14 protein-coding genes and 1 pseudogene are annotated in these 21310 nt (G+C 62.8%); 2 read left to right on the forward strand and 13 right to left on the reverse strand.

Translation table 11 applies throughout. The features are described 5' to 3' along the window. Positions 1-587: 587 nt before the first annotated feature. The 13 genes and pseudogenes from AC30NL_RS19185 to AC30NL_RS19245 all read right to left on the reverse strand — a co-directional run. Positions 588-710 (reverse strand): annotated as a pseudogene (locus AC30NL_RS19185) (non-reducing end alpha-L-arabinofuranosidase family hydrolase); the annotation flags it as partial. A gap of 55 nt (positions 711-765) precedes the next feature. Further along, entirely contained in the window at positions 766-1914 is a 1149-nt protein-coding gene (locus AC30NL_RS19190) for a hypothetical protein (RefSeq protein WP_489465588.1), read from the reverse strand. Then, positions 1911-5540 (reverse strand): SbcC/MukB-like Walker B domain-containing protein, encoded by a 3630-nt coding sequence (locus AC30NL_RS19195; RefSeq protein WP_489465589.1) that lies wholly within the window; start codon positions 5538-5540, stop codon positions 1911-1913. Before AC30NL_RS19195 ends, AC30NL_RS19190 begins: the two co-directional genes overlap by 4 nt. After that, positions 5537-6208: a DUF4194 domain-containing protein gene (locus tag AC30NL_RS19200; RefSeq protein ID WP_489465590.1), complete on the reverse strand. Its 672-nt coding sequence runs from the start codon at positions 6206-6208 to the stop codon at positions 5537-5539. Before AC30NL_RS19200 ends, AC30NL_RS19195 begins: the two co-directional genes overlap by 4 nt. Beyond that, positions 6205-7635, reverse strand: coding sequence for a Wadjet anti-phage system protein JetA family protein (locus tag AC30NL_RS19205; protein ID WP_489465591.1), 1431 nt, complete (start codon positions 7633-7635; stop codon positions 6205-6207). The genes AC30NL_RS19200 and AC30NL_RS19205 overlap by 4 nt, the downstream gene beginning before the upstream one ends. A gap of 729 nt (positions 7636-8364) precedes the next feature. Next, entirely contained in the window at positions 8365-8799 is a 435-nt protein-coding gene (locus AC30NL_RS19210) for a histone H1-like DNA-binding protein (RefSeq protein WP_489465592.1), read from the reverse strand. Positions 8800-9021: 222 nt separating this feature from the next. Beyond that, complete coding sequence (locus AC30NL_RS19215; RefSeq protein WP_489465601.1) at positions 9022-10257, reverse strand: ribonucleotide-diphosphate reductase subunit beta; 1236 nt, start codon at positions 10255-10257, stop codon at positions 9022-9024. Between the two features lie 199 nt (positions 10258-10456). Next, positions 10457-13351 carry a ribonucleoside-diphosphate reductase subunit alpha gene (locus AC30NL_RS19220; protein WP_489465593.1) on the reverse strand — a complete coding sequence of 965 codons (2895 nt, stop codon included), beginning with the start codon at positions 13349-13351 and terminating at the stop codon, positions 10457-10459. A gap of 341 nt (positions 13352-13692) precedes the next feature. Further along, the gene (gene ampD, locus AC30NL_RS19225) at positions 13693-14283 is read right to left on the reverse strand and encodes a 1,6-anhydro-N-acetylmuramyl-L-alanine amidase AmpD (protein WP_489465594.1); all 591 of its coding nucleotides are present in this window, start codon (positions 14281-14283) and stop codon (positions 13693-13695) included. Next, positions 14264-15838 carry a sigma-54-dependent transcriptional regulator gene (locus AC30NL_RS19230; protein WP_489465595.1) on the reverse strand — a complete coding sequence of 525 codons (1575 nt, stop codon included), beginning with the start codon at positions 15836-15838 and terminating at the stop codon, positions 14264-14266. Before AC30NL_RS19230 ends, ampD begins: the two co-directional genes overlap by 20 nt. Before the next feature lie 22 nt (positions 15839-15860). After that, positions 15861-17663, reverse strand: a complete 1803-nt coding sequence (locus AC30NL_RS19235; RefSeq protein WP_489465596.1) for a sensor histidine kinase — start codon at positions 17661-17663, stop codon at positions 15861-15863. Positions 17664-17889: 226 nt separating this feature from the next. Further along, the gene (locus AC30NL_RS19240) at positions 17890-18129 is read right to left on the reverse strand and encodes a PP0621 family protein (protein ID WP_489465597.1); all 240 of its coding nucleotides are present in this window, start codon (positions 18127-18129) and stop codon (positions 17890-17892) included. 4 nt (positions 18130-18133) lie between these two features. Beyond that, positions 18134-18967: a cytochrome C assembly family protein gene (locus AC30NL_RS19245; RefSeq protein ID WP_489465598.1), complete on the reverse strand. Its 834-nt coding sequence runs from the start codon at positions 18965-18967 to the stop codon at positions 18134-18136. 71 nt (positions 18968-19038) lie between these two features. Here AC30NL_RS19245 and ffh point away from each other — a divergent pair, with 71 nt between their 5' ends. Both ffh and AC30NL_RS19255 read left to right on the forward strand, forming a co-directional pair. Next, positions 19039-20400 carry a signal recognition particle protein gene (gene ffh, locus AC30NL_RS19250; protein WP_489465599.1) on the forward strand — a complete coding sequence of 454 codons (1362 nt, stop codon included), beginning with the start codon at positions 19039-19041 and terminating at the stop codon, positions 20398-20400. Between the two features lie 93 nt (positions 20401-20493). Then, positions 20494-21246, forward strand: a complete 753-nt coding sequence (locus AC30NL_RS19255; RefSeq protein WP_489465600.1) for a DUF2726 domain-containing protein — start codon at positions 20494-20496, stop codon at positions 21244-21246. Positions 21247-21310 lie beyond the last annotated feature (64 nt).

A 21310-nucleotide genomic window follows, 5' to 3' on the forward strand; every position in this document is an offset into this window, starting at 1 on the left:
CCTCCGCAGGCAGACAACACCAGTGCGCACAGCAGTGCACTCGTCGCGGTGGCGCGTCTGGGGCGTTGGTTTGGCATGCTCATCGTGAAGATCCTGTCGCGCTAAGTGGGGCGCTCACTGTCGTTCGACGTGTTGCGCTATCGATTCCTGTCGCAATTGTGTGGTTCGCCACGTCGTGGCAATTGACGGATCCTTAAGGAACCGATGATTGCCGCACGGGCGTTGGGACAGCGAGACGCCATGCAACAGCATGCAAATCATCGCGAGTCGATTGACATCGAATCGCTGGCCACAACAGATCCAAGGCCGCCTCGGCGGCCTGCGCACATGTCCTTCAGTTAGTTGCATCGAAGGTCGCATCGCCGCGGTCGGTCTGGCTTCTTGACGAGGCCCAGACGCCGCAGCGGAGGATGTAGAGGGTCGAGTCGCTCTACGTCTGGCGCTCATATCGGCCACCCCTCTGCACTGGAAGCTGTCCGACGGCAATGCTTGCCGCAGAACATCAAACGCTTTCAGAACATGCTCTTGGGGATGGCGATGATGACATCAACGTTGGGCTCGATCTTGGCGAGGCGAGCAAGGAACAGTCAGCAGGGTGAGTTGGTCTGCGTGAGCAGGCCGAGACGGTACGGCAGGCTGCCGTAGGGGCCGCTCGCCCCTGGCATCAGTCCCTGGTAGAGAAAGCGCGTGTTGCAGGCACTGATCTCAACATTCTGGTCATACCCGTGACAGGCAGGAGTGCCTGCCGTGCATCCTCACGGCCAGCTACTCAAAGGTCAACTGCTCCTGGTCCACGAAGCGACCCGTCGCACGTAGCGCTGGCGACAACTGCTCGTCCGCGAACTTGCACCCGGTAGTCGTCAGAGCCTTCTGCCCCTGCTTCTCAGCCGCCTCAGGCGAGTGCCCGTTCCCTTCGTTGAGCGCCGCCAACATGGGCGCGTAACCTGGCTCCCACGCCGTCAGGCCTCCGAAGCTGCCGCGCATTGCCGCGAGGATGCGCATACCCGCCCAATCCAGGTCGCCCCAGAAGAATGCCGGCGTCGCTCCTTTACCGAACAGCCAGGCCTCGAACGCGTCCCGGAGGTCGCCGCCGAGTGCGCCTTTGCTCGAGTAGAACAGCGAGCATCCGCCTGAACTACGCAGCCGCTGGGCGCTGCTCTTGAAGCCGCAGGCGTAGACGAGCGCAAGCCCTTCGAACGCGCGGCTCGAAGAACGAACGGCTTGCTCAAAGCTCATCAGGTTCTCAATGAACAGCACCGCCCGGTAGCCTGCAGACGGCAAATGCACCTGCACTTGGATGGGCGATTCTGGGAACGGACATTCGTCGACGCCCAGGATTGCGGCGACCAGGCCCTGCCGCTTGTCCAGCACCTTCGACATGCCCCAGAAGAGCTTGGACGAGACCTCGCGCAACAGCATCGGCTTGTCCGCGAGCGCCGGGAGCCGGTTGAGTTGCTGGACGACTTCAGCCATCGAGTGGTCGGGCATGTCGATGCAGTAGTCGCCCACCGTACGCTTGACAGCCTCACCGGCCTCGAGGCCCAGGTTGACTGCGTCTCGCCAGCGTTCGACGGAACTGCGCTGCCGTTCCGGGCGCGCAACAGCCAGGCGAACGGCCTCCTCGTTCGTAACGGTGACCCGCGGCGAGGATGCGTACCCCGAGCGGGATTTCAGCGCGGTCTCCGGCTTGACCTGCAGCCATCCCCACTTGGCCATGGCGACGACGTGTTCCCACAGGTCTTCCTTGGTCGACTCCATAGGCGCCTTGTAAAGGCCCGGCCACGTCCGCTCCCCCAGCGCCACGGACTGTGCCTTTGTGCTACCGCGCTGCTCGGCCGAGTCCAATCTGTCGACGAGCCCGTCCAGCAGCGCGACGACGGGTGCAGACTGGAGCCAAAGGGGTGCGTTGGTCACTTGGTGGGCTCCGCCGCCTCCACGGGTTCAGCGGTGTCAAAGAGCAGCTTGGCCTGCTCGCGGACGTCCTCGCGTTGCTTCTCCCAAAGGTCACGCATGCGGTCCTTCTTGAATAAGCGGTCGTCGCAATCGAGGATGAAGTCCAGTTCGCCGTTCACGGGCACTTTAACCCGGCTGTAGCTGTATTCCCGGTCGAATTCTGGTCGCAGGCCGCCGGCGTTGCGCGTCGGCATGGCGCTGATGATTTGCAGCCCCAAACTGTCCCGCAGGTACTTCAAGACGGCTTGGGCCCGCGCTTCGTCCATCTTCGAGAACGACTCGTCGCTCACCAGGAGCTTCAAGCTCGCGCCTTTGTCGAAGACCTTCATCCGGTTGGTGACGACGGCTGCGCGCACGATATAGGCCGGCGTCTCCAGCTGGCCGCCCGACCCTGTTCCCCAGGTCGAGAGTGCGATGCGTCCGCCGCTGTCGGAGTCGTTCCAGATTTCGTAGCGCCGGTAGTTGCGGTAGTCAGCAATCCGGAGCAGTTCACGGCTTGCGCGGTCCTGGTCTTGGTCCAGCAGCAGCTTCACCAGCCGGTCGCGCACTTCGGCGTGCTTCGGCGACAACTCGGTGTCGCCGAAGAGGTCGACGGTGTCGGGCGAGTCCGCAAGCTCCGTCACAGCCGCGAAGAAGCCGTAGTACTCCTGGAACTCAGGCTCCCACTTCGACCAGTCGATGCTGAAGCGGTCGGTGCCGAACTTGAGCTTCTCCAGCTCCTGGTTGAGCTGGCGCAGGGTACGCACGCCGTCGTCCACCTTGCTCTTGATTTCAACGCAGAACTGCTTCGTGAAGACGTCGTGGAATGACCGCTCGGCCTCTTCCACCTCGGCCCGGTTGTTGTAGAGGCCGATGCCTTCCAGCTCCCCGTGCAGCTTGCTCACGGCACGACCAAGTGCGACCAAAGGACCGTAGTACGGGTCGAAGCTCGTGGTGTCGGTCAAGTGCGGGAGTACCGCCTGAAACCGCTCATCCTGGCGGACGCTGGCGTTGTACTCGGCCAGCATCTCGCGCACATCGCCCAGCAGCGACTCGGGCTGCGCGCGCAGATGGTTCAGCCGGGCCTGGACGCTGGCGACGTCGTAATGGCGTGCTGCCAGGGCCTCGTCTACCAGTTGCGCCAGCACGGTGTAAGTCTTCTCGGGGTTGGCCTCGCACAGGTGCTTCAGGCGCCGAATCTGGTTCTCACGCTCGTGGTACCGGGCGTCTTTGCCGGAGTTGATGCGTTCGATGACCTGTTCGGCCTGGATGATGCGTTGCTCGGCGAGGGTGACGGCCCGCTTGGCAGCCTCAATCTCGCCTTCGTGGGCCTTGATGAGGCCTTCCAGCCGTGCCAGTTCAGCGCGAAGCTGTTCAACTTCCGTGAGGTCCAGCTGAGCCAGAGCCCGGCGCGCTGCATCAAGGTCGCTGGCGAACTGCGCAAGCGGCTTCGCGTCGAAGCTGGGCTCCTTCAGGTTCGTCAGCTGGCGACGGAAGTCGGCAAGTGTGTCTTGCTGGCGGTCGAGCTCGGCGATGTCACGGTCGGCCTGCTCCAACAGTTCCGTCGTGCGCTGCAGCGCTTGCTCGCGTGCCTTGCGGCCGAGCACAAAGTCCCGGCGCTCGCACACGAACATCGTCATGGCGCCGCTGCCCTTGCCATCCTTCGTCAGGCCACGCTGCGTGGAGCGCAGTTCATTGGAGTCAGCCACCTTGACCACGGGGCCGAACTGCTCAATCAGGTAAGCCTTGGCAATCGGATGGTCCGTGCGCAGCTCATGGATGATGGAGTTGCTCGGCACCCTGCTTGGGTCCGCTCGGTCGAGGCAGCGCTTGCCCTGTACCACCTTGGAGCGCGAACCCCACGTCTGCAGGTAGTCGATGGTTCGAGCTTCCCACTCGGGCTTCACCAACAGGTTGAAGCGTGCGCCATCCATGTAGCCCTCGATGGCAGCTTGCCAATCCGAGTCCAGGTCGACCAGGTCACACAGCACCTGGACACCCGCTTCAGGGCATTTCTCACGGATGCGGTCCAGCGCCAGGACGGTGTCCCGGTTGTAGTTGCCGGCGCCCGCCGCCAGGCGTTGCTTGCGTTCAGCTAGCTCAGTTCGTTCCTTCCGAGCCGCCTCGCCACGCTGGGTGAGCGCTGCCGCCTCCGCTGCAACCGCGGTCAGGACACTGTCATCGGCGCCCGTCAGGATGCTCTGCAGCTCGTCCAGGCCCGTCTCGACCCCGTCAAAGGCTGGTGCGAGCTGGAACAGCTTCTCGACCGACAGCACGTCGTCGCGGTTGGCGTCCACGACGGCGTCCAGCAGGCCAGCAAAACGCTCCACGCTCGTCGTGCCAATGGCCTTGGCGACCGCCGCCACCGACGCGCGCAGCTTGAGGAACTGCTCCGGCACAGGACGCTTTGCGAGGCCGTCGGCAACGTTCTTGATGTGCGCGGCCGCGTGCAACCCGGCGTGCAGCTCGGCGAGCTTGGCCCGAGTGCCCGCTGTCGCTCGCTCCAGCCGCTCGTCGAGGGCCTTCTTTTCAGTGTGTGCGGCGATGCCGCTGAGCTTCGCAGCAATCTCGATACGGCTGTCGTCGACACCCTTCTTGAGCTGCGTTTCCGTCTTCGCCTTCAGCTTATAGCGGCCTGCCAGGGCTTTGTCGTCGGCAATCTTCTTGCGCTCGGCGGCGATGCACTCGTCGTCGGCGGCCAGCTGCATCTTTGCGAGCAGCAGCTCGTAGTGGACCTGCTCTTCGAAGGTCGAGGCCGTCTTGCCAATGCCTTCCTTGAGCTCGCGCAACCGGGTGACCGTGCCTTCGAGGCGCTTGCCTTCCTGCTTGAGGCTGGTGACCTGCCGCATCAGGTCGCTGATGCGGATGATGCTCTCGTGCAGGGCCTTGCCATCGAACTCAAGGATGTCGTCGCGCACCAGGTCGTGCACGGAGCCGATGGGCTTGTAGGCAATGGACTGCGACCAGGCCTTGGCGGCGTTCTGGGCCTCATCCCAGGCGATGGAGTTGCGACCCCGGAAGCGCCCGTAGAGGCCGCAGAGGTAGTCTCGCTTGTGGTCGTCGTAGGTGTGGACCTTGGGGTACTTGGCCTTGAGCCGCTTCACGACCTCCTCGACAGGCACGCAGATGCCCTGGTCGATGTCTTCGAAGAAGTCCTCGACCGTCAGCGCCGCGTCTTCCACGATGACCAGCACCAGCCGCTCCAGCTTGGCGTCTCGACGTTCGCCGGCACCGTCCACCCGGGCAGATACGGCAACGAGAGCGGTGAACGCCTTGGCTGTCGCTTCATCGGGGCAGGGACGGAAGACAGCGGCGACGTAGCCCTGCGCGCCATCTGGCCGAGAGAAGCGACTGTATTCGGCGCCAACCACGAACGACTCGAGGGTGCGCTGGGACTTGCCGCGCCGCTGGCCTTGCGTGACTTCCTCTTGGCCAGGGTTGTAGGCGACGATGCCTTGGTAGGCCGCCGTCATGATGGTCTGCAGGCCATCGAGCATGGTCGACTTGCCGGCGCCCGTTGGGCCGGTCAGCAGCGTCATGTTCCCCAGCTCGTAGTTGCCTGGGCGCAATTGCCCCCAGTTCACGAGCACCATGCGGTCGAGCTTCATTCTTGGTCTCCCTCAGCGGTCACTTCCTGTTCGACGACACCATCAGCTTCGAGACCCGCACTCAGCGCATCGTTGGACACGATGCCGAGGATGGTGGGTCGGATGGCCAGCAAGGCATCCTCATCGGCAATCGAGAACTCCGCGGTGTAGCTGAGCAACCGGTGGCGCTTCAGCTCTGCGAGCAGCGCCATCTTGTCGCCCATGCCGTTGGGCAGCGCCCGCTTCAGCTGCGTCTGCATGGTCGCGGCAATTTCTTCGAAGCTCACGAGCACTTCGCCCTGCGCCTGGATGTCGCCGGTGTTCAGCTTGTTCTGATAGAGGAACCGGAGTGCCAGAGCCATGGCAACAAAGTCCGGCGAGACCCTGGCGCGCAGAGACGGCGCTGGCTCGACGGTGTCCTCAGGCAGCCCATCAACCACCGCGCCAGCCACATAGAGTCGGTAGTACTGGTTCGTGCTGTCGTGGTGCAGTCGGAACCCGGCGATGTCGAAGTAGTCTTCGAGCAGCCCCTCGATGCGGCGGGCGTCGTCGTACAGCAGCTGTTCGACACGGTCCTCGTCGCGGACGATGGCGCCGTAGGCCATCAGGCGGGTGATGATTTCGCGAAGCCGCTCCTGCTTGAAGTTTGCGAGAGCCAGCTGTTCTGCGGTGGTGGAGTGCAGGGTCATTTCTTCAACTCGATTTCGTAGTCGTTGCTGCCGTACAGTTCGTTTTCCACGCGCATCGGCAGCTTCTTGACGGTCATGTCGGCGCCACCGTCACTGCGTACCGCTTCCACGGCCTGCATCGCGCGAATGACATCCCGAGCGGTGGCGTTGGGCAGTGTCGAGACACGGATGGGCCGGTCAAACACGCGCAGGTCCCGCCGCAGCTGCTGCACGACCTCTTCGTTGGGGATGGAGAAGGCTTCGGACTCGGCACGCGCCATTGCCGCGGCGAGCCGCTCCTCCCGAGAAGGACGCGGCCGGATGGACACGGTCACTGCCTTGCGGCGCTGTGAGGCGGTACGGAGCTTGAAGCTCACGGGGTCAAGCAACCGGACTTCCGCCGGCGCCAGGAACTGGCCGATGTGCAAGAGCAGCTGGTCTTGCTTCTCCTTGGGCGCTTCAGCTGTCAGCTGAATGGCGGCCAGGTAGGCATGCCGGGTCTGACCCGCGTGCAGCATCATTGACTGCAGGGCAAGACCGTTGACCCGCTTCAGGTATGTCTCCATCGCCTTCAGGAAGCCCGGCTGCTTCGACTGGCACGCCGCATCAACGATGTCTTCGATGCGACCCAACAGCCAGTCGTAGACCGAGGTGCCGGCGTGGTCCTTCACGGCCCAGTGCGCGATGTCGCGCAGTTGGTCGTCCATGCGTCGGAACTTGTTCTCCTGCACCGTGCGCAAGCGTTCGAGCTTCTGCACGATGGCCTGGCGGTTCAGCGTGGCGTTGTCGGAGGTGAGCTGCTTGGAGTAGTCCCGTTGAAAGCGGTCCAGGAACTCGACGAACTCCTCCCACTGCGTGTGCACCGATGCGGTCTGCATCAGGTGGCGCACGAGCTCCTGGAAGTAGTCGATGCCGTCGGTCAGGTCTTCGATGACCTTCTCGGCGTACTCATAGGCGTCAACCAGGTCGTGGGCGTCTCCCTTTTCAGACAGCGCGGCCTCCAGGGCGTTTCGGCAGCCACGCATGTTGCGCTGGCGGCTGCGGCTCGGGCGGTCCAGCGACCACAGTGCCTCGGAGAAGAGCTTGCCGGGGCGGGAGAGCCGGAAGGCGGTCACCAGTCCTGTGCGGTAGGCAAACTGTTCCAGCCATCCATCGGTGAGCAATGCCCGGATGACCATGGCGACGAGTGTTTGCGGGTCGTCGTCGGTCGTTGCGGTCAGTTCATCGTCCGGAGCGTCGTCGGCCCGGGCATCGCGGTACTCGCGGACGACTGGCAGCAGCAGCTCCTTCAACGCGTCGCGCGTGAGGTTGTGGGCGTAGTCCGCCGCGGGCCCATGAAGGCGGTCGTAGAGCGCCCGCAAGCACGCCGCGACAAGCTCGCGCCGGGTACCGTTCAGCGGCCTGAAGAAGCGTTTCCGCTCGTTTTCGAAGAACACGGTGTGACTCATCCTGTAAGTCCTCCGTGTATGCGGGCCGGCAGGGGTTCCGCGGCACCTCGGAATGCAGTGCAGCTCATCGGGCGGCACGGGCACTTCCAGTTAGCGGACATCAGTACAGCGTTCGCGGTTCAGTCGGCCAAACCTCCCCCACCTCAAAGAACAGGCCGGCATTGCGGTGGGGGGGGGCCGTGTCGGCGTGCCGCAGGTTTCCCATTGGCGAGGGCTCTCTGACCTGCAGAACGGTCATTCGAGGGGTGGGTTGTGTGCAGGGGACGATGATGTCCCTGGGTTTGAAGTCGCGCATGCGAAGCTCCGGTGTTCTAGTCAGGCGGTCGGGAGAGCGAGCCTCTATGCGAGGCAAGAAAACCTCGATTCAAGGCTGATTCAACCCTCTTTTGGCTCCGAACCAACCAGGTCGTGGGTCCACGGGCAAAACCAAGAGCGCAGATTCCGGCGTGAAATTAATGCGATAGGCAGTGGCGTGGAGACCGTCAATCAAGGGGGACGAGCTCGATCGAACACCCCTCGCCCGGGAAAAACAAGCCGCCTACACTGGCGGCTTCCTCAACCTTCGATCCCTTCACCGCACTCGCCGATATATAACTTCGTTCAGGATCAAACCTGAATTGGAAAAGACTGCACTTTTTGCGCTACCCAGATGGGTTCAGGAGTGCGCCCATGCTGGGCGCACCAACAAAAAACCCGGCCGTAGCCGGGTTGGGAGTCACGATCTCTCGATCAGGGCTTGTTGCCCGTCGGGAAAGGCCATGCAGCTTGCGGGCTGAGTGCCGTCTTGGCGGCTGGTCCCACTGCAGGTTTCGCAGCAGGGGCAGCAGGGGCAGCGGGTGCGGCAGGTGCCTTCTTGGCTGCAGCCTTCTTTGCAGCCTTCTTGGGGGCAGCCTTTTTGGCAGCAGCCTTTTTAGGAACCACCTTCTTGGCAGCAGCCTTTTTAGGAGCAACCTTTTTAGGAGCAGCCTTCTTCGCTGCGGCCTTCTTGACCGGAGCCTTCTTTGCCGCGACCTTTTTCGGCGCTGCCTTCTTGGCGGCTACCTTCTTCGGTACTGCCTTCTTCGCAGCGACCTTCTTCACTGCTGCCTTCTTGGCCGGGGCCTTCGCAGCAGCAGACTTCTTGGCGGCAGGTTTCTTTGCCACAGCTTTTTTCGCAGTTGCCATTACATTCTCCTTGATCAAGTTGCAAAAGCACCGATTGTTTCCGGCGCGCCGGAAACAATCGGCTATTCACCGCCCGGAGGTCTGGCTGCTGTCCGAATGACAGCAGTCGCCCCAGTACGATGAATCAGGTTGTGTCTCGCGTGCGCTGCTTCTTTGTCAGCACATCACGATCCACGAATCTTGATCTCTCACTATCGATCTCGCACGTTCCGCTTGAGACCTTCAATCCCAAGACAAGGCGCCACCGGATTGGTACTCGATGACGCGGGTCTCGAAGAAATTCCGTTCCTTCTTTAGGTCTATCATTTCACTCATCCACGGGAAAGGGTTTTCCTCGTTCGGGAAGAGCTCTTCCAAACCAATCTGCGTGGCACGCCGGTTGGCGATGTAGCGTAGGTAGCCCTTGAACATCGACGCATTCATGCCGAGCACGCCGCGAGGCATAGTGTCTTCGGCGTAGCGGTATTCGAGTTCGACCGCCTTCATGAACAGCGCGCGGATCTCGGCCTTGAAGTCAGCCGTCCACAAATGTGGGTTCTCGTTCTTGATTTGATTAATGAGGTCAATGCCGAAATTGCAGTGCATCGACTCGTCGCGAAGAATGTATTGGTACTGCTCGGCTGCACCGGTCATCTTGTTCTGGCGACCCAGGGCAAGAATTTGTGTGAAGCCAACATAGAAGAACAGCCCTTCCATCAGGCACGCGAAGACGATCAGGCTCTTGAGCAAGGTCTGGTCGTTTTCCGGTGTGCCGGTGTGGAAGTGCGGGTCCATGATCGCGTCAATGAACGGGACCAGGAACTCGTCCTTGTCACGGATAGAGCAGACCTCGTGATAGGCGTTGAAGATCTCGCTCTCGTCGAGACCCAGCGACTCCACAATGTACTGATATGCGTGCGTGTGAATGGCCTCTTCGAAAGCCTGGCGCAGCAAAAACTGCCGGCATTCGGGCGCTGTGATGTGGCGGTACGTGCCCAGTACGATATTGTTTGCAGCCAGCGAATCGGCGGTGACAAAGAAGCCGAGATTGCGCTTCACAATGCGACGCTCATCTTCGGTCAAGCCGTTAGGGTCTTTCCACGTCGCGATGTCGCGCGACATGTTGATCTCTTGCGGCATCCAATGGTTGGAGCAGGTGGCGAGATACTTTTCCCAAGCCCACTTGTACTTGAACGGCACCAACTGATTGACGTCGGTCTGGCCGTTGATGATGCGCTTGTCCGCAGCATTCACGCGGCGTGCGCTCGACGCCTCGACCTTCGTCGATTGTGCAGAGGTAGGTGTTGTGGGGGTGGAATGTGCGGTCTCGACCGCCATCACAGGTGCAAGCTTCGGAGACGGAGCAACCGCACGCGCTTGAGACGGAGTCTGCGCGGGGCTGATACCTCCGACAGTCCTGAGCCCGTCAAAGGAAGTATTCGATGACGAGGGACTGACTTCTTCTTCCCAAACCAACATAGTGGATTTCCTGTGCGTTTGAATTATCTGAGTGTTGCGTCCAAACACCAAGCACTTCTTGACATTGGACGCACTTCGCTGTTGTTCGTTGTTGCGCTATTGCATCGATGCATCGCTGTGAAGCGAGCGTTCGCGAGTCACATTGCGCGATGCAAATGACGTGCGTGATGCGAGTTCACGCACGTCGTTCAACACCTCATCACTGACACGCTTCGCAGGTCGGATCGTCGATCGCGCAGAACTTGATGTCCGTCGCAGGTTCGCTGCTTGCTGCTTCGATCTGCGCCTTCGCTGTTGCGGCAGCTGCCTCGAGCCCGCTGCTTGAACCACTGGACACCGAGTTCATGTTGCCCGCCTTCACTGTCGATTTCTCGGCATGTGTTGCGCCTACAGTGCGCAGGTAGTAGGTCGTCTTCAGGCCGCGAGTCCATGCGAGCTTGTAGGTCTCGTCGAGCTTCTTGCCCGATGCGCCGGCCATGTAGATGTTGAGCGATTGCGCTTGGTCGATCCACTTCTGGCGACGTGCCGCGGCTTCCACAAGCCACTCGGTTTCGACTTCGAACGCGGTCGCGTAGAGCTGCTTCAATTCCTCAGGCACGCGGTCGATGCGGCGCAGCGATCCGTCGAAGTGCTTGAGGTCCATGACCATCACATCGTCCCAGAGGCCGAGCTTCTTCAGGTCGCGAACGAGGTACTCGTTGATGATCGTGAACTCGCCCGACAGGTTGGACTTGACCGACAGGTTGCCGAAGTTTGGCTCAATCGATGCGCTGACGCCGATGATGTTGGAGATGGTCGCCGTCGGTGCGATCGCCACGCAGTTGGAGTTGCGCATGCCATGCTCCTTGATTCGGCTGCGCAGGGCATCCCAGTCCATCGAGACACTGCGGTCTACGTCGACCCAGCCGCCGCGTTGCTCGGCCAGAAGGTCGATCGAGTCGATGGGCAGGATGCCGCGGTCCCACAGTGAGCCGCGGTAGGTGGAGTAGCGGCCGCGTTCTTCCGCAAGTTCGGTCGATGCCCAGTAAGCGTGATAGCAAATCGCTTCCATCGATCGGTCGGCGAAATCCACTGCCTCTTGAGATGCATAGGGCACGCGTAGTTCATGCAGCGCGTCCTGGAAGCCCATCAGCCCCAAGCCCACCGGGCGGTGGCGCAGGTTGGAGTCGCGGGCCTTCTTGACCGCGTAGTAGTTGATGTCAATGACGTTGTCGAGCATGCGCATCGCCGTCGCCACCGTCTTCTTCAGCTTGGCCTGGTCGACTTGGCCATCCTTGATATGGTGGACCAGGTTGACCGAACCAAGGTTGCACACCGCGATCTCGGTTTCGTTGGTGTTGAGCGTGATCTCGGTGCACAGGTTGGACGAGTGCACCACGCCCACGTGCTGCTGTGGCGAGCGGATGTTGCAGGCGTCCTTGAAGGTGATCCAGGGGTGGCCAGTCTCAAACAGCATCGAGAGCATCTTGCGCCAGAGGTCCTTGGCAGCCATGCGCTTGAAGAGCTTGATCTCTCCGCGGTCGGCCTTGGCTTCATAGGCGGTGTAGGCCTCTTCGAAGGCCTTACCAAACTTGTCATGCAGGTCCGGGCAGGTGCTCGGCGAGAACAGCGTCCACTGGCCGTCTTCCATCACACGGCGCATGAACAAGTCCGGAATCCAGTTCGCAGTGTTCATGTCGTGGGTACGGCGGCGATCGTCACCTGTGTTCTTGCGCAACTCCAGGAATTCTTCGATGTCCAGGTGCCAGCTTTCCAGGTACGCGCAGACCGCGCCCTTGCGCTTGCCCCCCTGGTTCACCGCCACCGCCGTGTCGTTCACGACCTTGAGGAAAGGCACCACGCCCTGGCTCCTGCCATTCGTGCCCTTGATGTGCGAACCGAGCGCGCGCACGTTTGTCCAGTCGTTGCCGAGACCGCCCGCGAACTTGGACAACAGTGCGTTCTCCTTCAGCGCTTCGTAAATGCCGTCGAGGTCGTCGGCCACGGTTGTGAGGTAGCAGCTCGACAGTTGCGAACGTCGCGTGCCAGCGTTGAAGAGCGTCGGCGTGCTCGACATGAAATCGAAACTCGACAGCACTTCATAGAACTCTATGGCGCGAGCCTCGCGGTCGATCTCGCCGAGCGCCAACCCCATCGCGACACGCATGTAAAAAGCCTGCGGCAATTCGATGCGGACTTCGTTGATGTGCAGGAAGTAGCGGTCATACAGCGTTTGCAGACCGAGGTAGTCGAACTGCAGGTCGCGGTCGGCCTTGAGCGCGGCGCCCAGCTTCGCGAGGTCGTACTGTAGAAGCTTGTCGTCCAGCAGATCGGCCTGCACGCCCTTCTTGATGAAGGTAGGGAAGTACTCGGCATAACGCGTCAGCATGTCCGAGTGCAGCAGCTCTTCCCCGACGATTTCCTTGCGGATCGTGTGCAGCAGAAGGCGTGCCGTGGCGCGCGTGTAGCCGGGGTCCTTTTCGATCAGGGTGCGAGCCGCAAGAATCGCGGCCTTGTGCACTTCGTCGATGGGCACGCCGTCGTACAGGTTGCGCTTGGTCTCGGCCATGATGGGGTCGGGCTTCACATCGGCGCCCAGGCCTTCGCAAGCGGATTCGATCATGGCCTGCAAGCGCTTCAGGTCGAGTGGCACACGCTGGCCGCGGTCGATCACGGAGATGCTCGGCTCGACAGCGGCAACGGCTGGGACGCCCTGCCTTGCGCGCTCTTGCGTGCGGCGCTCGCGGTACAGCACGTAGGCACGCGCCACTTCATGGTGGCCGCCGCGCATCAGGCCCAGTTCGACCTGATCTTGCACGTCTTCGATGTGGAAAGTGCCGCCGCCCGGACGCGAACGCAGCAAAGCACGCACGACCATCTCAGTCAGGCCGTCTACCGTTTCGCGGACGCTGGCCGATGCCGCACCTTGCGTGCCGTGAACTGCGAGAAAGGCTTTCATCAGCGCCACGGCAATCTTGTTCGGCTCGAACGACACGACCGACCCATTGCGACGAATGATTTGATAACCCTGGTAGGCCGACGACGCCGCCGATGCGGAGGTGGCGACAGCCGATGCCGGCGCGGTGGGCGACGAACGGGTGACGGCAGTTTGCATGGAAGTCCTTCTTTTTGAATGTGCTCGAGCGCCTCAGTAGGCGCCTGGAGCAGTTGACACAGTCGAGATCGTGGTTGTTGTCTGATCCAAGACAGATCCACAAGACAGAAAAGCCGGCCCGTCAACTGCGATGCAGCGAGCCATCGGCTGTGGAGAAGTCTGTGGAGATTCGGTGGAGTGCACGTGGATGACTAGGCTTCTCTGTCCACTACATCTGGGGCGTCCACGTGCATTGGACACTACCTATAGCGTACCGCACTTCGGGCAAGCCCGGATGGAATAACGTGCGATGCCCGAGCGCAGCACATGGTTTGCGCTGTAAAAATCGGCCTCACGCCAAGTTAAGAAGCAGATGGAAAGTCGACGTCCGTCCAGCCCAGAGATGTCCGCAGCCTCTGCCAGTCGAAGCCTGCGCCCGGATCGATCTTGCGACCCGGGGCGACGTGCTCGTGGCCCACCACGTCGCGCACCGAATAGCGCCAGCGAACAGCACGCAGCACGTCAGCGAGAGCGTGGTATTGCAGCGCTTCGAAGATCTCCCCCTCGAGGCCTTCGAGCTCGATGCCGATCGAATAATCGTTGCAGTTGTCGCGCCCTCTCCACGACGACTGCCCGGCATGCCACGCGCGCTCGTCGCAGGACACGAACTGAATTACCTCGCCGTCGCGCCGAATAAAGAAGTGCGACGACACTGTGAGGCCACGAATCTTCTGGAAGTACGGATGCGCGTCCCAATTGAGCCGATTGGTGAAAAGCCGCTCGACCTCATCGCCGCCATACACGCCCGGCGGCAAACTGATGGAATGGATCAGTGCGAGAGAAATGTCGGTACCTTCCGGCCGCGGCCCGTGGTTGGGCGATCCGCACCGTCGCGCGCCGAGCCACCAACCGTCGTTCCAGGCTGCGATCGAATCAGGTTCCGCGGTCGCCATCGAAGCTGTCCCCGCCGACGCTCACTCCGAGGCGCGCCATGCGGTAGCGCATTTGCCGCAACGACAAGCCGAGACTCGCGCCAGCGGCCGTGCGGTTGAAGCGATGACGCTCCAGCGCGCGCAGAAGAATGTCGCGTTCCACCTCGTCAAGGAAGGCCGCGAGGTCGTCCGGCAGCGGCGCGGCGGCAGGCGGCGCGGGCGGCGGCTCCGGTGCCAGCACCGCCGGGTCGATGCGCGTGTTCTCGGTGATGAGATCGAGTTCTTGCGCCGCGCTGTCGGTGAATACTGTCTCGGGAAGGCCGAGATCGAAGACGTCGATGGCCTCGTCGCCCGACAAGGCGACTGCGCGATGCAAAAGGTTTTCAAGCTCGCGCACATTGCCCGGGAATGGATAGCGCGCAAGATGCACCAGCGCGTCGCGCGTGAGCCTTGGCGGAGGCACCACGTTCGCATCGCGTGCGATGCGCAAGAGCACATGCTCACTGATCGCGGCCAGATCTTCGAGACGCTCACGCAGTGGCGGGACGCGGATCTGGATGACGTTCAGGCGGTAATACAAATCTTGTCGGAAGCGCCCGAGCAGCACTTCGGCGCCGAGGTCCTTGTGCGTGGCGCTCAAGAGGCGCACGTTCACTGACTGCTCGCTCACAGCGCCGACCGGTCGCACCGATCGTTCCTGGATCGAGCGCAAGAGCTTGGACTGCATCGACAAGGGCAGATCGCCGATCTCGTCGAGAAATAGCGTGCCGCCGTTGGCTGCCTGGAAAAAGCCCTCGCGGTCTTCGGTGGCGCCCGTGAATGCGCCCTTTCGATAGCCGAAGAATTCGGCCTCGAGCAACTGCTCGGGAATCGCGCTGCAGTTCACCGCGATGAAAGGCATGTTGCTACGCGGACTCACTTCATGTATGGCGCGAGCCACCAGCTCCTTACCAGTGCCGGACTCGCCGTTGACGAGCACCGGCGCCATGCTGCGCGCCACTTTTTCAACCAGCGAACGAACCTCCTGCATCGCCGCCGACGTGCCCGCCATGCGGGCGAGTGCGGCGCTTGCTGGCGCCGCCGGCGGGGGAGGCGGTGGGGGCGGCGTGCGCGGACGCGGCGCCGTTGCAGAACCTGCGGCAACCGTGGCCTGGTGTTCGGAGGGAAGGCTCGACGGCACCATGGTTGGCACCGTTGAAGGCGCTCGACCAAGCGCCGAGGCTACCACCGCGCGGAACTGCTTCAGGTCCACTGGCTTGGTCAGATAGTCGTAGGCGCCGGCCTTCAGCGCCTCGACCGCGTTCTCGGCCGAGCCGTAGGCGGTGATAACGATGGCCTTCTCACGCCGGCCACCCTCCTCCAGTTTGCGCAGCAGATCGAGACCAGTGCCATCGGGCAAGCGCATGTCGGTGATGACTGCGCTGTAAGTGCGATCCTTGAGATGCAGAAGCGCCTCTTCGACGGACCCGGCCGTCTCGATGTCATAGCCCTCGCGCAGCAGCGTCAGTTCGTACAGCGTGCGCAGATCCGGTTCGTCGTCGACGACCAGAAGGCTGAAATGAGAAGGCGAAGACATCGTGTTGTGTCGGCTCGGTTGGCTACTCGATCGAAGAACTGGCGTCGCTGTCCACGAGAGCTTGACGCCGCATCACCACGTTGAACTCATTGCGCGTTGGGTCGCCCGGCGTGCGCAGTCGGTAGTCAATGCTGGCACCATAACGTTCGCACAGTTCCCGGCAAATATACAGTCCCAGCCCGGTCCCGCGGCTTCGGGTCGAGAAGAAGGGCTCGAAGAGATAGCGTTCGACGTCGGGCGGAATCGGCGGGCCGTCGCTCGCCACACTCAGACGCACGGTGGTTTCATCGGGCGCAGACAGTCGCACTTGCACTGAGCCCGGCCCCTTGCTCGCGTGGCGGTAGCCGTTATCCAACAGATTGATGAGCACGCGGCGCAGGTGTTCCTGATCGAACACGGCGCCCAGCGATGCGTCCGACACGTCGATCACGACGGCGCTGCCCTCGCCCAGCAATACCCCCGCGCCTTGCGACCACCCCTCGCAAGCGGCGCGCACAAGTGCGCAGGCATCAATGACGCCCGCTTCGACCACGGTGCCAGGCGCCACTTCCATCACATCATCGACGATGCGCTTGAGCCGTTCGACGTTGTCGCTCACCATCTGCGTGAGCTGCCGCTGGCCGGGTGTCGTCGCGTCTTCGGACAACAGCGCATTGGCCTGCGCAATGGCCGCAAGCGGATTGCGGATTTCGTGCGCGATGCCGGCCGACACGCGCCCCATCGCGGCGAGCTTTTCCTGGCGAGTGCGCGCCTGCATGTTGCGCACGTCTTCGAGCAGCAGCACGCAGAATTCTTCGCCGGCCTGCGAATCGGTGCGGCGCGTGAAGCGGATGCGAACCCGCAGCGTGCGCATTTCGCCGGGCTCGAACTCAAGCACGACGTCGCGCCCGGCTTCCGGCCACACCGCCTCGACGAAGGCGCGCTCCACAGTCTTCACGAGCGAACTCCAGGCCTCGACGCCGCGCAACTGAAATGGCGCCGGCCTGCTCATGCCGCTGGGCGCAAGCAGGCGCCTCGCCGCCGGATTCGCGGCACGCACGCGCCCGCGGCGGTCGACCACCAGCACGCCGTCCTGCATTTCCTCGATGACGAGGCGGTTGAGTTGTGCCTGCTGGCGAGCGAGTTCGAGGCTGCCCTTGGCGGTGAGTTCCTCGCGGGCAAGCCGGCCTGCCAGTTCACCCGCCAGGACGGTGATGACGAAGAGACCGCTGCCTGCGAGCCCGGCCTGGGTCATCAACGAGGTGGCCTCGCCGCCGGCCAGCACAGCCAGCCAAGCGCTTCCGAGCAAGGCGAGCGCAACGCCTGCCGAAGTCACAAGTGCCTGTATGCGGGGCGTGAGCACGCCCGCCATGAGCACGGGCAGCACCAGCAGCGCAACGTAGTTGAAGGTTGAAGACGGTGACAGCAGGTGCAGCGCCGTGAAGCAAACGATGTCCGCGCCGATCGTTGCGAGCCACTGCGGCCCGCGCAGCCGCGCAAGGTCCTGCGGCGCGACCGCACGATGGAATCGCGGCAACAGCCACATGCTGAGGGCGAGCAGCGCATAACCCACGCTGACGAGGGCCACCGCCAAACCAGGCCGGCTGCCAAAAAGAAAGGCCACGATGACGGTGAGGATGAGCGCGATGCCGAGCGCTGCGCGCGCACCGAGAAACACGCGGTAGATGCGATCGAAAGCCGTTTGCCCGGCAGTGACGATGCGTCGTGCCTGACGAGACAGGAAGCGCGAATCTGGCGACGCGCCCGCTGCGGCGGCGAGGCCCGCGTCATAACGTGATTCCGCGGCATCGGTGCCCGAGTCGCCATTGAGTTGCGTGTCCGTCACCCCAAGGGCGCCGAACCACGACTCTTCCGGCGGCTCCGGCCTGCGCTTGGCTCTTCGTTCGGCTCGCCGACGCTCGCTAATGGGCGCCGGCGCGTTCAATGGCGCCCCCTCGCGCTGCGCGCTTCACCGCCAAGCGGGAATGAGCGCTTCGAGCAGCCATGCGCGCTCATTGGAGTACCCGCGTGCTGCGCACTCCAGTCTTCACCCTTGTAACGGCTCGAGGTGCTCATGCAGGCGGATGTGCTTGTTCGTACATCGTGCGGTGCGATTCGCTGCAGAACACCCCGCCGCGCCCCGGCAGCGCTTCGGCCCTGGGCAGGTGCAACCCGCACTGCGCGCAAGCCAGCATCGGCTCCTGCGGCACCGGCGGAGGCTCCGGCGGCCTCGCGGACGGCACTTGCGGTCGCTTGCCACGCATGACCCACAGCACCAGCAGCACGACGACGATCAGGATCAGGAACTTCATGGCTTCAGAGCACCGGCGCGCGGTGCAGCACGACTTCGAAAACGAAACGGGACCCAACATAGGCCAGCAGCAGCAAACCCGCGCCTGCATACAGCCACCGTGTGGCGTGCGGCCCGCGCCAGCCGAAGATGCGGCGACCTGCGAGAAGGCCGGCAAACACCGCCCAGCCGAGGAGGGACAGCACGGCCTTGTGATCCCAATGCCAGGGGTTTGCAAACCACCAGCCCAATACGATGGCGGCGCTCAGCACTGCGAAACCAGCTCCGACGAATCGGAAGGTCAGGCGCTCAAGCCGCAGCAGCGGCAAGCCCAGCGCAGTCGCAGGCGAGGACGCAGCAAGCTGCGGCAGCTGCCGCATGTGCTTGTCCGCGCGGCTGAGCATCGCAGCATGCAGCACTGCTGCACCGAAGAGTCCGTACGAGGCGATGCCCATCACCCAGTGCAAGGGCACCCATCGAGAGGGGGCCTGCGGCCGAAGTTCGCCCGGAAACAGCAGCGCCAGCAGCACTGCGGTCGCGCCCAGAAGGGCAAGCACTCTGCGAACGCCCGTGATCGGCATCCATCTGCTTTCGATGAGATAGACCGCAATCACGAGCCACAAGGTCACCGACAGAGCAGGTGCAAATCCGAAACGGGCGCCCGCGATGTTCGTGCCGACACCGGAGGTGTCGACGGCGATCGACAGGGCGTGGGCGAACCAGGCCACGACCAGACTGGCGCGCACGCCGGTTGCAGCGCGTCGAGACAAGGCTGCGGCAAGGGCATAGGAAAGCAGCGCCAGCAGACCCGGCAGCGCGACGGCCACACCATCGCTTGCAGACCCGAAAGATAGAATCATTCGCAGAGTGTACTTTCGCGCCCCTCGCGAAGCGCCCCCTGCTTCACACAACTGTCGGGCTGCAATCAAACATGGCATCCACCCTCACCGATCGGCTGAGTCGCCTCGTCAAGACGATGCGCGGCCAAGCCCGCATCACCGAAGACAACGTGCAGGAAATGATGCGCGAGGTGCGCATGGCGTTGCTCGAAGCCGACGTCGCCCTGCCCGTCGTGCGTGACTTCATCGCCCGAGTTAAAGAGAAGGCGCTCGGCGCCGAAGTCGTCGGCTCGCTCTCGCCGGGCCAGGCGCTCGTGGGCATCGTCAACCGCGAACTTGCGACGACCATGGGTGAAGGTGTGTCCGACATCAACCTTGTTGCGCAACCGCCGGCAGTCATCCTGATGGCAGGCTTGCAAGGCGCGGGCAAGACAACGACCACTGCCAAGCTTGCCAAGCACTTGGTCGAGAAGCGCAAGAAGAAGGTCCTGACGGTGTCTGCCGACGTTTACCGGCCGGCGGCCATTGAACAGTTGAAAACTGTGACCAGGCAGGCGGGCGCCGAATGGTTCCCATCGAGCGCCAGCGATAAGCCGGTGGACATCGCCCGCACCGCACTCGACCACGCGCGCCGCCACTATTTCGACGTGCTGCTGGTCGACACTGCCGGCCGCCTCGCGATCGACGAAGCGCTGATGAAGGAGATCGCCGAGCTCCATGCCGCGATCAAGCCGATCGAGACGCTCTTTGTCGTCGACGCCATGCAAGGCCAGGACGCGATCAACACCGCCAAGGCCTTCCGCGAAGCGTTGCCGCTCACCGGAATCGTGCTCACCAAGATGGACGGCGATTCGCGCGGCGGCGCGGCGCTGTCGGTGCGGCAGGTCACCGGGGCACCGATCAAGTTCGCAGGCGTGAGCGAAAAGATCGACGGCCTCGAGGTCTTCGACGCCGAGCGCCATGCCGGCCGCATCCTCGGCATGGGCGACATCGTGGCCTTGGTCGAGGAAGTGACCAAGGGCGTGGACATGGCGGCCGCTCAAAAGCTGGCCGAAAAGGTGAAATCGGGCGACGCATTCGATCTCAATGACTTTTTGTCACAGATTTCACAAATGAAAAAGATGGGCGGCTTGTCCGGGCTCATGGACAAGCTGCCAACGGAGATGACTGCGAAAGCAGGTGCCGTCGACATGGACAAGGCCGAGCGCGACGTGCGCCGAATGGAAGGGATCATCTGCTCGATGACACCGCTCGAGCGACGCAAGCCAGATCTCATCAAGGCCACTCGCAAACGGCGCATCGCCGCAGGTGCGGGCGTTCACGTGCAGGAAGTCAACCGCCTTCTGAATCAGTTCGAGCAAATGCGCGACATGATGAAGAAAATGAAGGGCGGCGGCATGATGAAAATGATGAAGCGAATGGGCGCCATGAAGGGTTTCCCCGGGGCGCGTTAATGCGAACCGCGGCCCTTTGAAGGCGGGCAATGCATTGACCGTCTTCCGTCTGGCGGATATGTTTATGCGCTGTTCAATTGACGTCTGCCGCCCTTGACCTCCGTTGCCGTAGCGATCATTCTCCTCGTTGCTCTGCTTCTTGTCTGGTGGGGTGTGCGCAAGCGTGCATCGCACCAGGCCAACGCAGGCAGTTCCGATGGTCTCGATACGGTGACCGGCTGGCCGCCGCAAGCCACCCGCGTGCTCACTACGCCGGAACGGCAGGCTTACGACCTGCTGCGCAATGCATTGCCCGCGCACGTGATCCTGGCGCAAGTGCCATTGCAGCGGTTCATCAAGGTGCCGACCCGCAACTCGTATGCCGAGTGGTTGCGCCGCGTCGGGCAGCTGAGCGCCGACTTCGTGATTTGCGACCGTCACTCGCAGGTGATCGCGATCGTCGAGCTTCGCACAGGCGATGAGCAACCCAGCAGCAGGGCGCGGCGGCGGCACGATCGGCTGTTGAAAGTTCTCGCGGCGGCGCAGATCCCGGTACACCAGTGGTCGTCTGAAAGCTTGCCGAGCGTGGAGGCGGCGCGCGAAGCCATCGCGCCATCCGTGGCGCCTGCAGAAGGGCCCATGGTCGGCACGTCGAGCGGCGTTCTGCGTTCGGCACCGGGGCGACCTGCAGCCACCAAGCCTCACCTCGCATCGCAAGAAACGAGCGAAGACTTTGAGAACGACGCACCCCCGGTGCGCGAGCCGCCGCCGTCGACATGGTTTGACGACCTGGATACCGGGCCTGCGCCCTTGGATCCCGAGCCGCCGAAGAACATCGTCCGGCACAAGGATCGTCCGGCACGTTGATAGCCCGTAACCGGGTCAGAGGCTGAGAGTTTTTCGAGCGTGTCCGAGCAGCGCGTCAAAAGGC

Source organism: Rhizobacter sp. (assembly GCA_021153565.1).
GTDB lineage: Bacteria > Pseudomonadota > Gammaproteobacteria > Burkholderiales > Burkholderiaceae_C > Albitalea.

Coding starts and splice junctions, on each gene's coding strand:
- AC30NL_RS19220 (WP_489465593.1), bottom strand. CDS start 13,351: ATGCAAACTGCCGTCACCCGTTCGTCGCCCACCGCGCCGGCATCGGCT.
- AC30NL_RS19200 (WP_489465590.1), bottom strand. CDS start 6,208: ATGACCCTGCACTCCACCACCGCAGAACAGCTGGCTCTCGCAAACTTC.
- AC30NL_RS19230 (WP_489465595.1), bottom strand. CDS start 15,838: ATGTCTTCGCCTTCTCATTTCAGCCTTCTGGTCGTCGACGACGAACCG.
- AC30NL_RS19210 (WP_489465592.1), bottom strand. CDS start 8,799: ATGGCAACTGCGAAAAAAGCTGTGGCAAAGAAACCTGCCGCCAAGAAG.
- AC30NL_RS19215 (WP_489465601.1), bottom strand. CDS start 10,257: ATGTTGGTTTGGGAAGAAGAAGTCAGTCCCTCGTCATCGAATACTTCC.
- AC30NL_RS19240 (WP_489465597.1), bottom strand. CDS start 18,129: ATGAAGTTCCTGATCCTGATCGTCGTCGTGCTGCTGGTGCTGTGGGTC.
- AC30NL_RS19205 (WP_489465591.1), bottom strand. CDS start 7,635: ATGAGTCACACCGTGTTCTTCGAAAACGAGCGGAAACGCTTCTTCAGG.
- ampD (WP_489465594.1), bottom strand. CDS start 14,283: ATGGCGACCGCGGAACCTGATTCGATCGCAGCCTGGAACGACGGTTGG.
- ffh (WP_489465599.1), top strand. CDS start 19,039: ATGGCATCCACCCTCACCGATCGGCTGAGTCGCCTCGTCAAGACGATG.
- AC30NL_RS19245 (WP_489465598.1), bottom strand. CDS start 18,967: ATGATTCTATCTTTCGGGTCTGCAAGCGATGGTGTGGCCGTCGCGCTG.
- AC30NL_RS19195 (WP_489465589.1), bottom strand. CDS start 5,540: ATGAAGCTCGACCGCATGGTGCTCGTGAACTGGGGGCAATTGCGCCCA.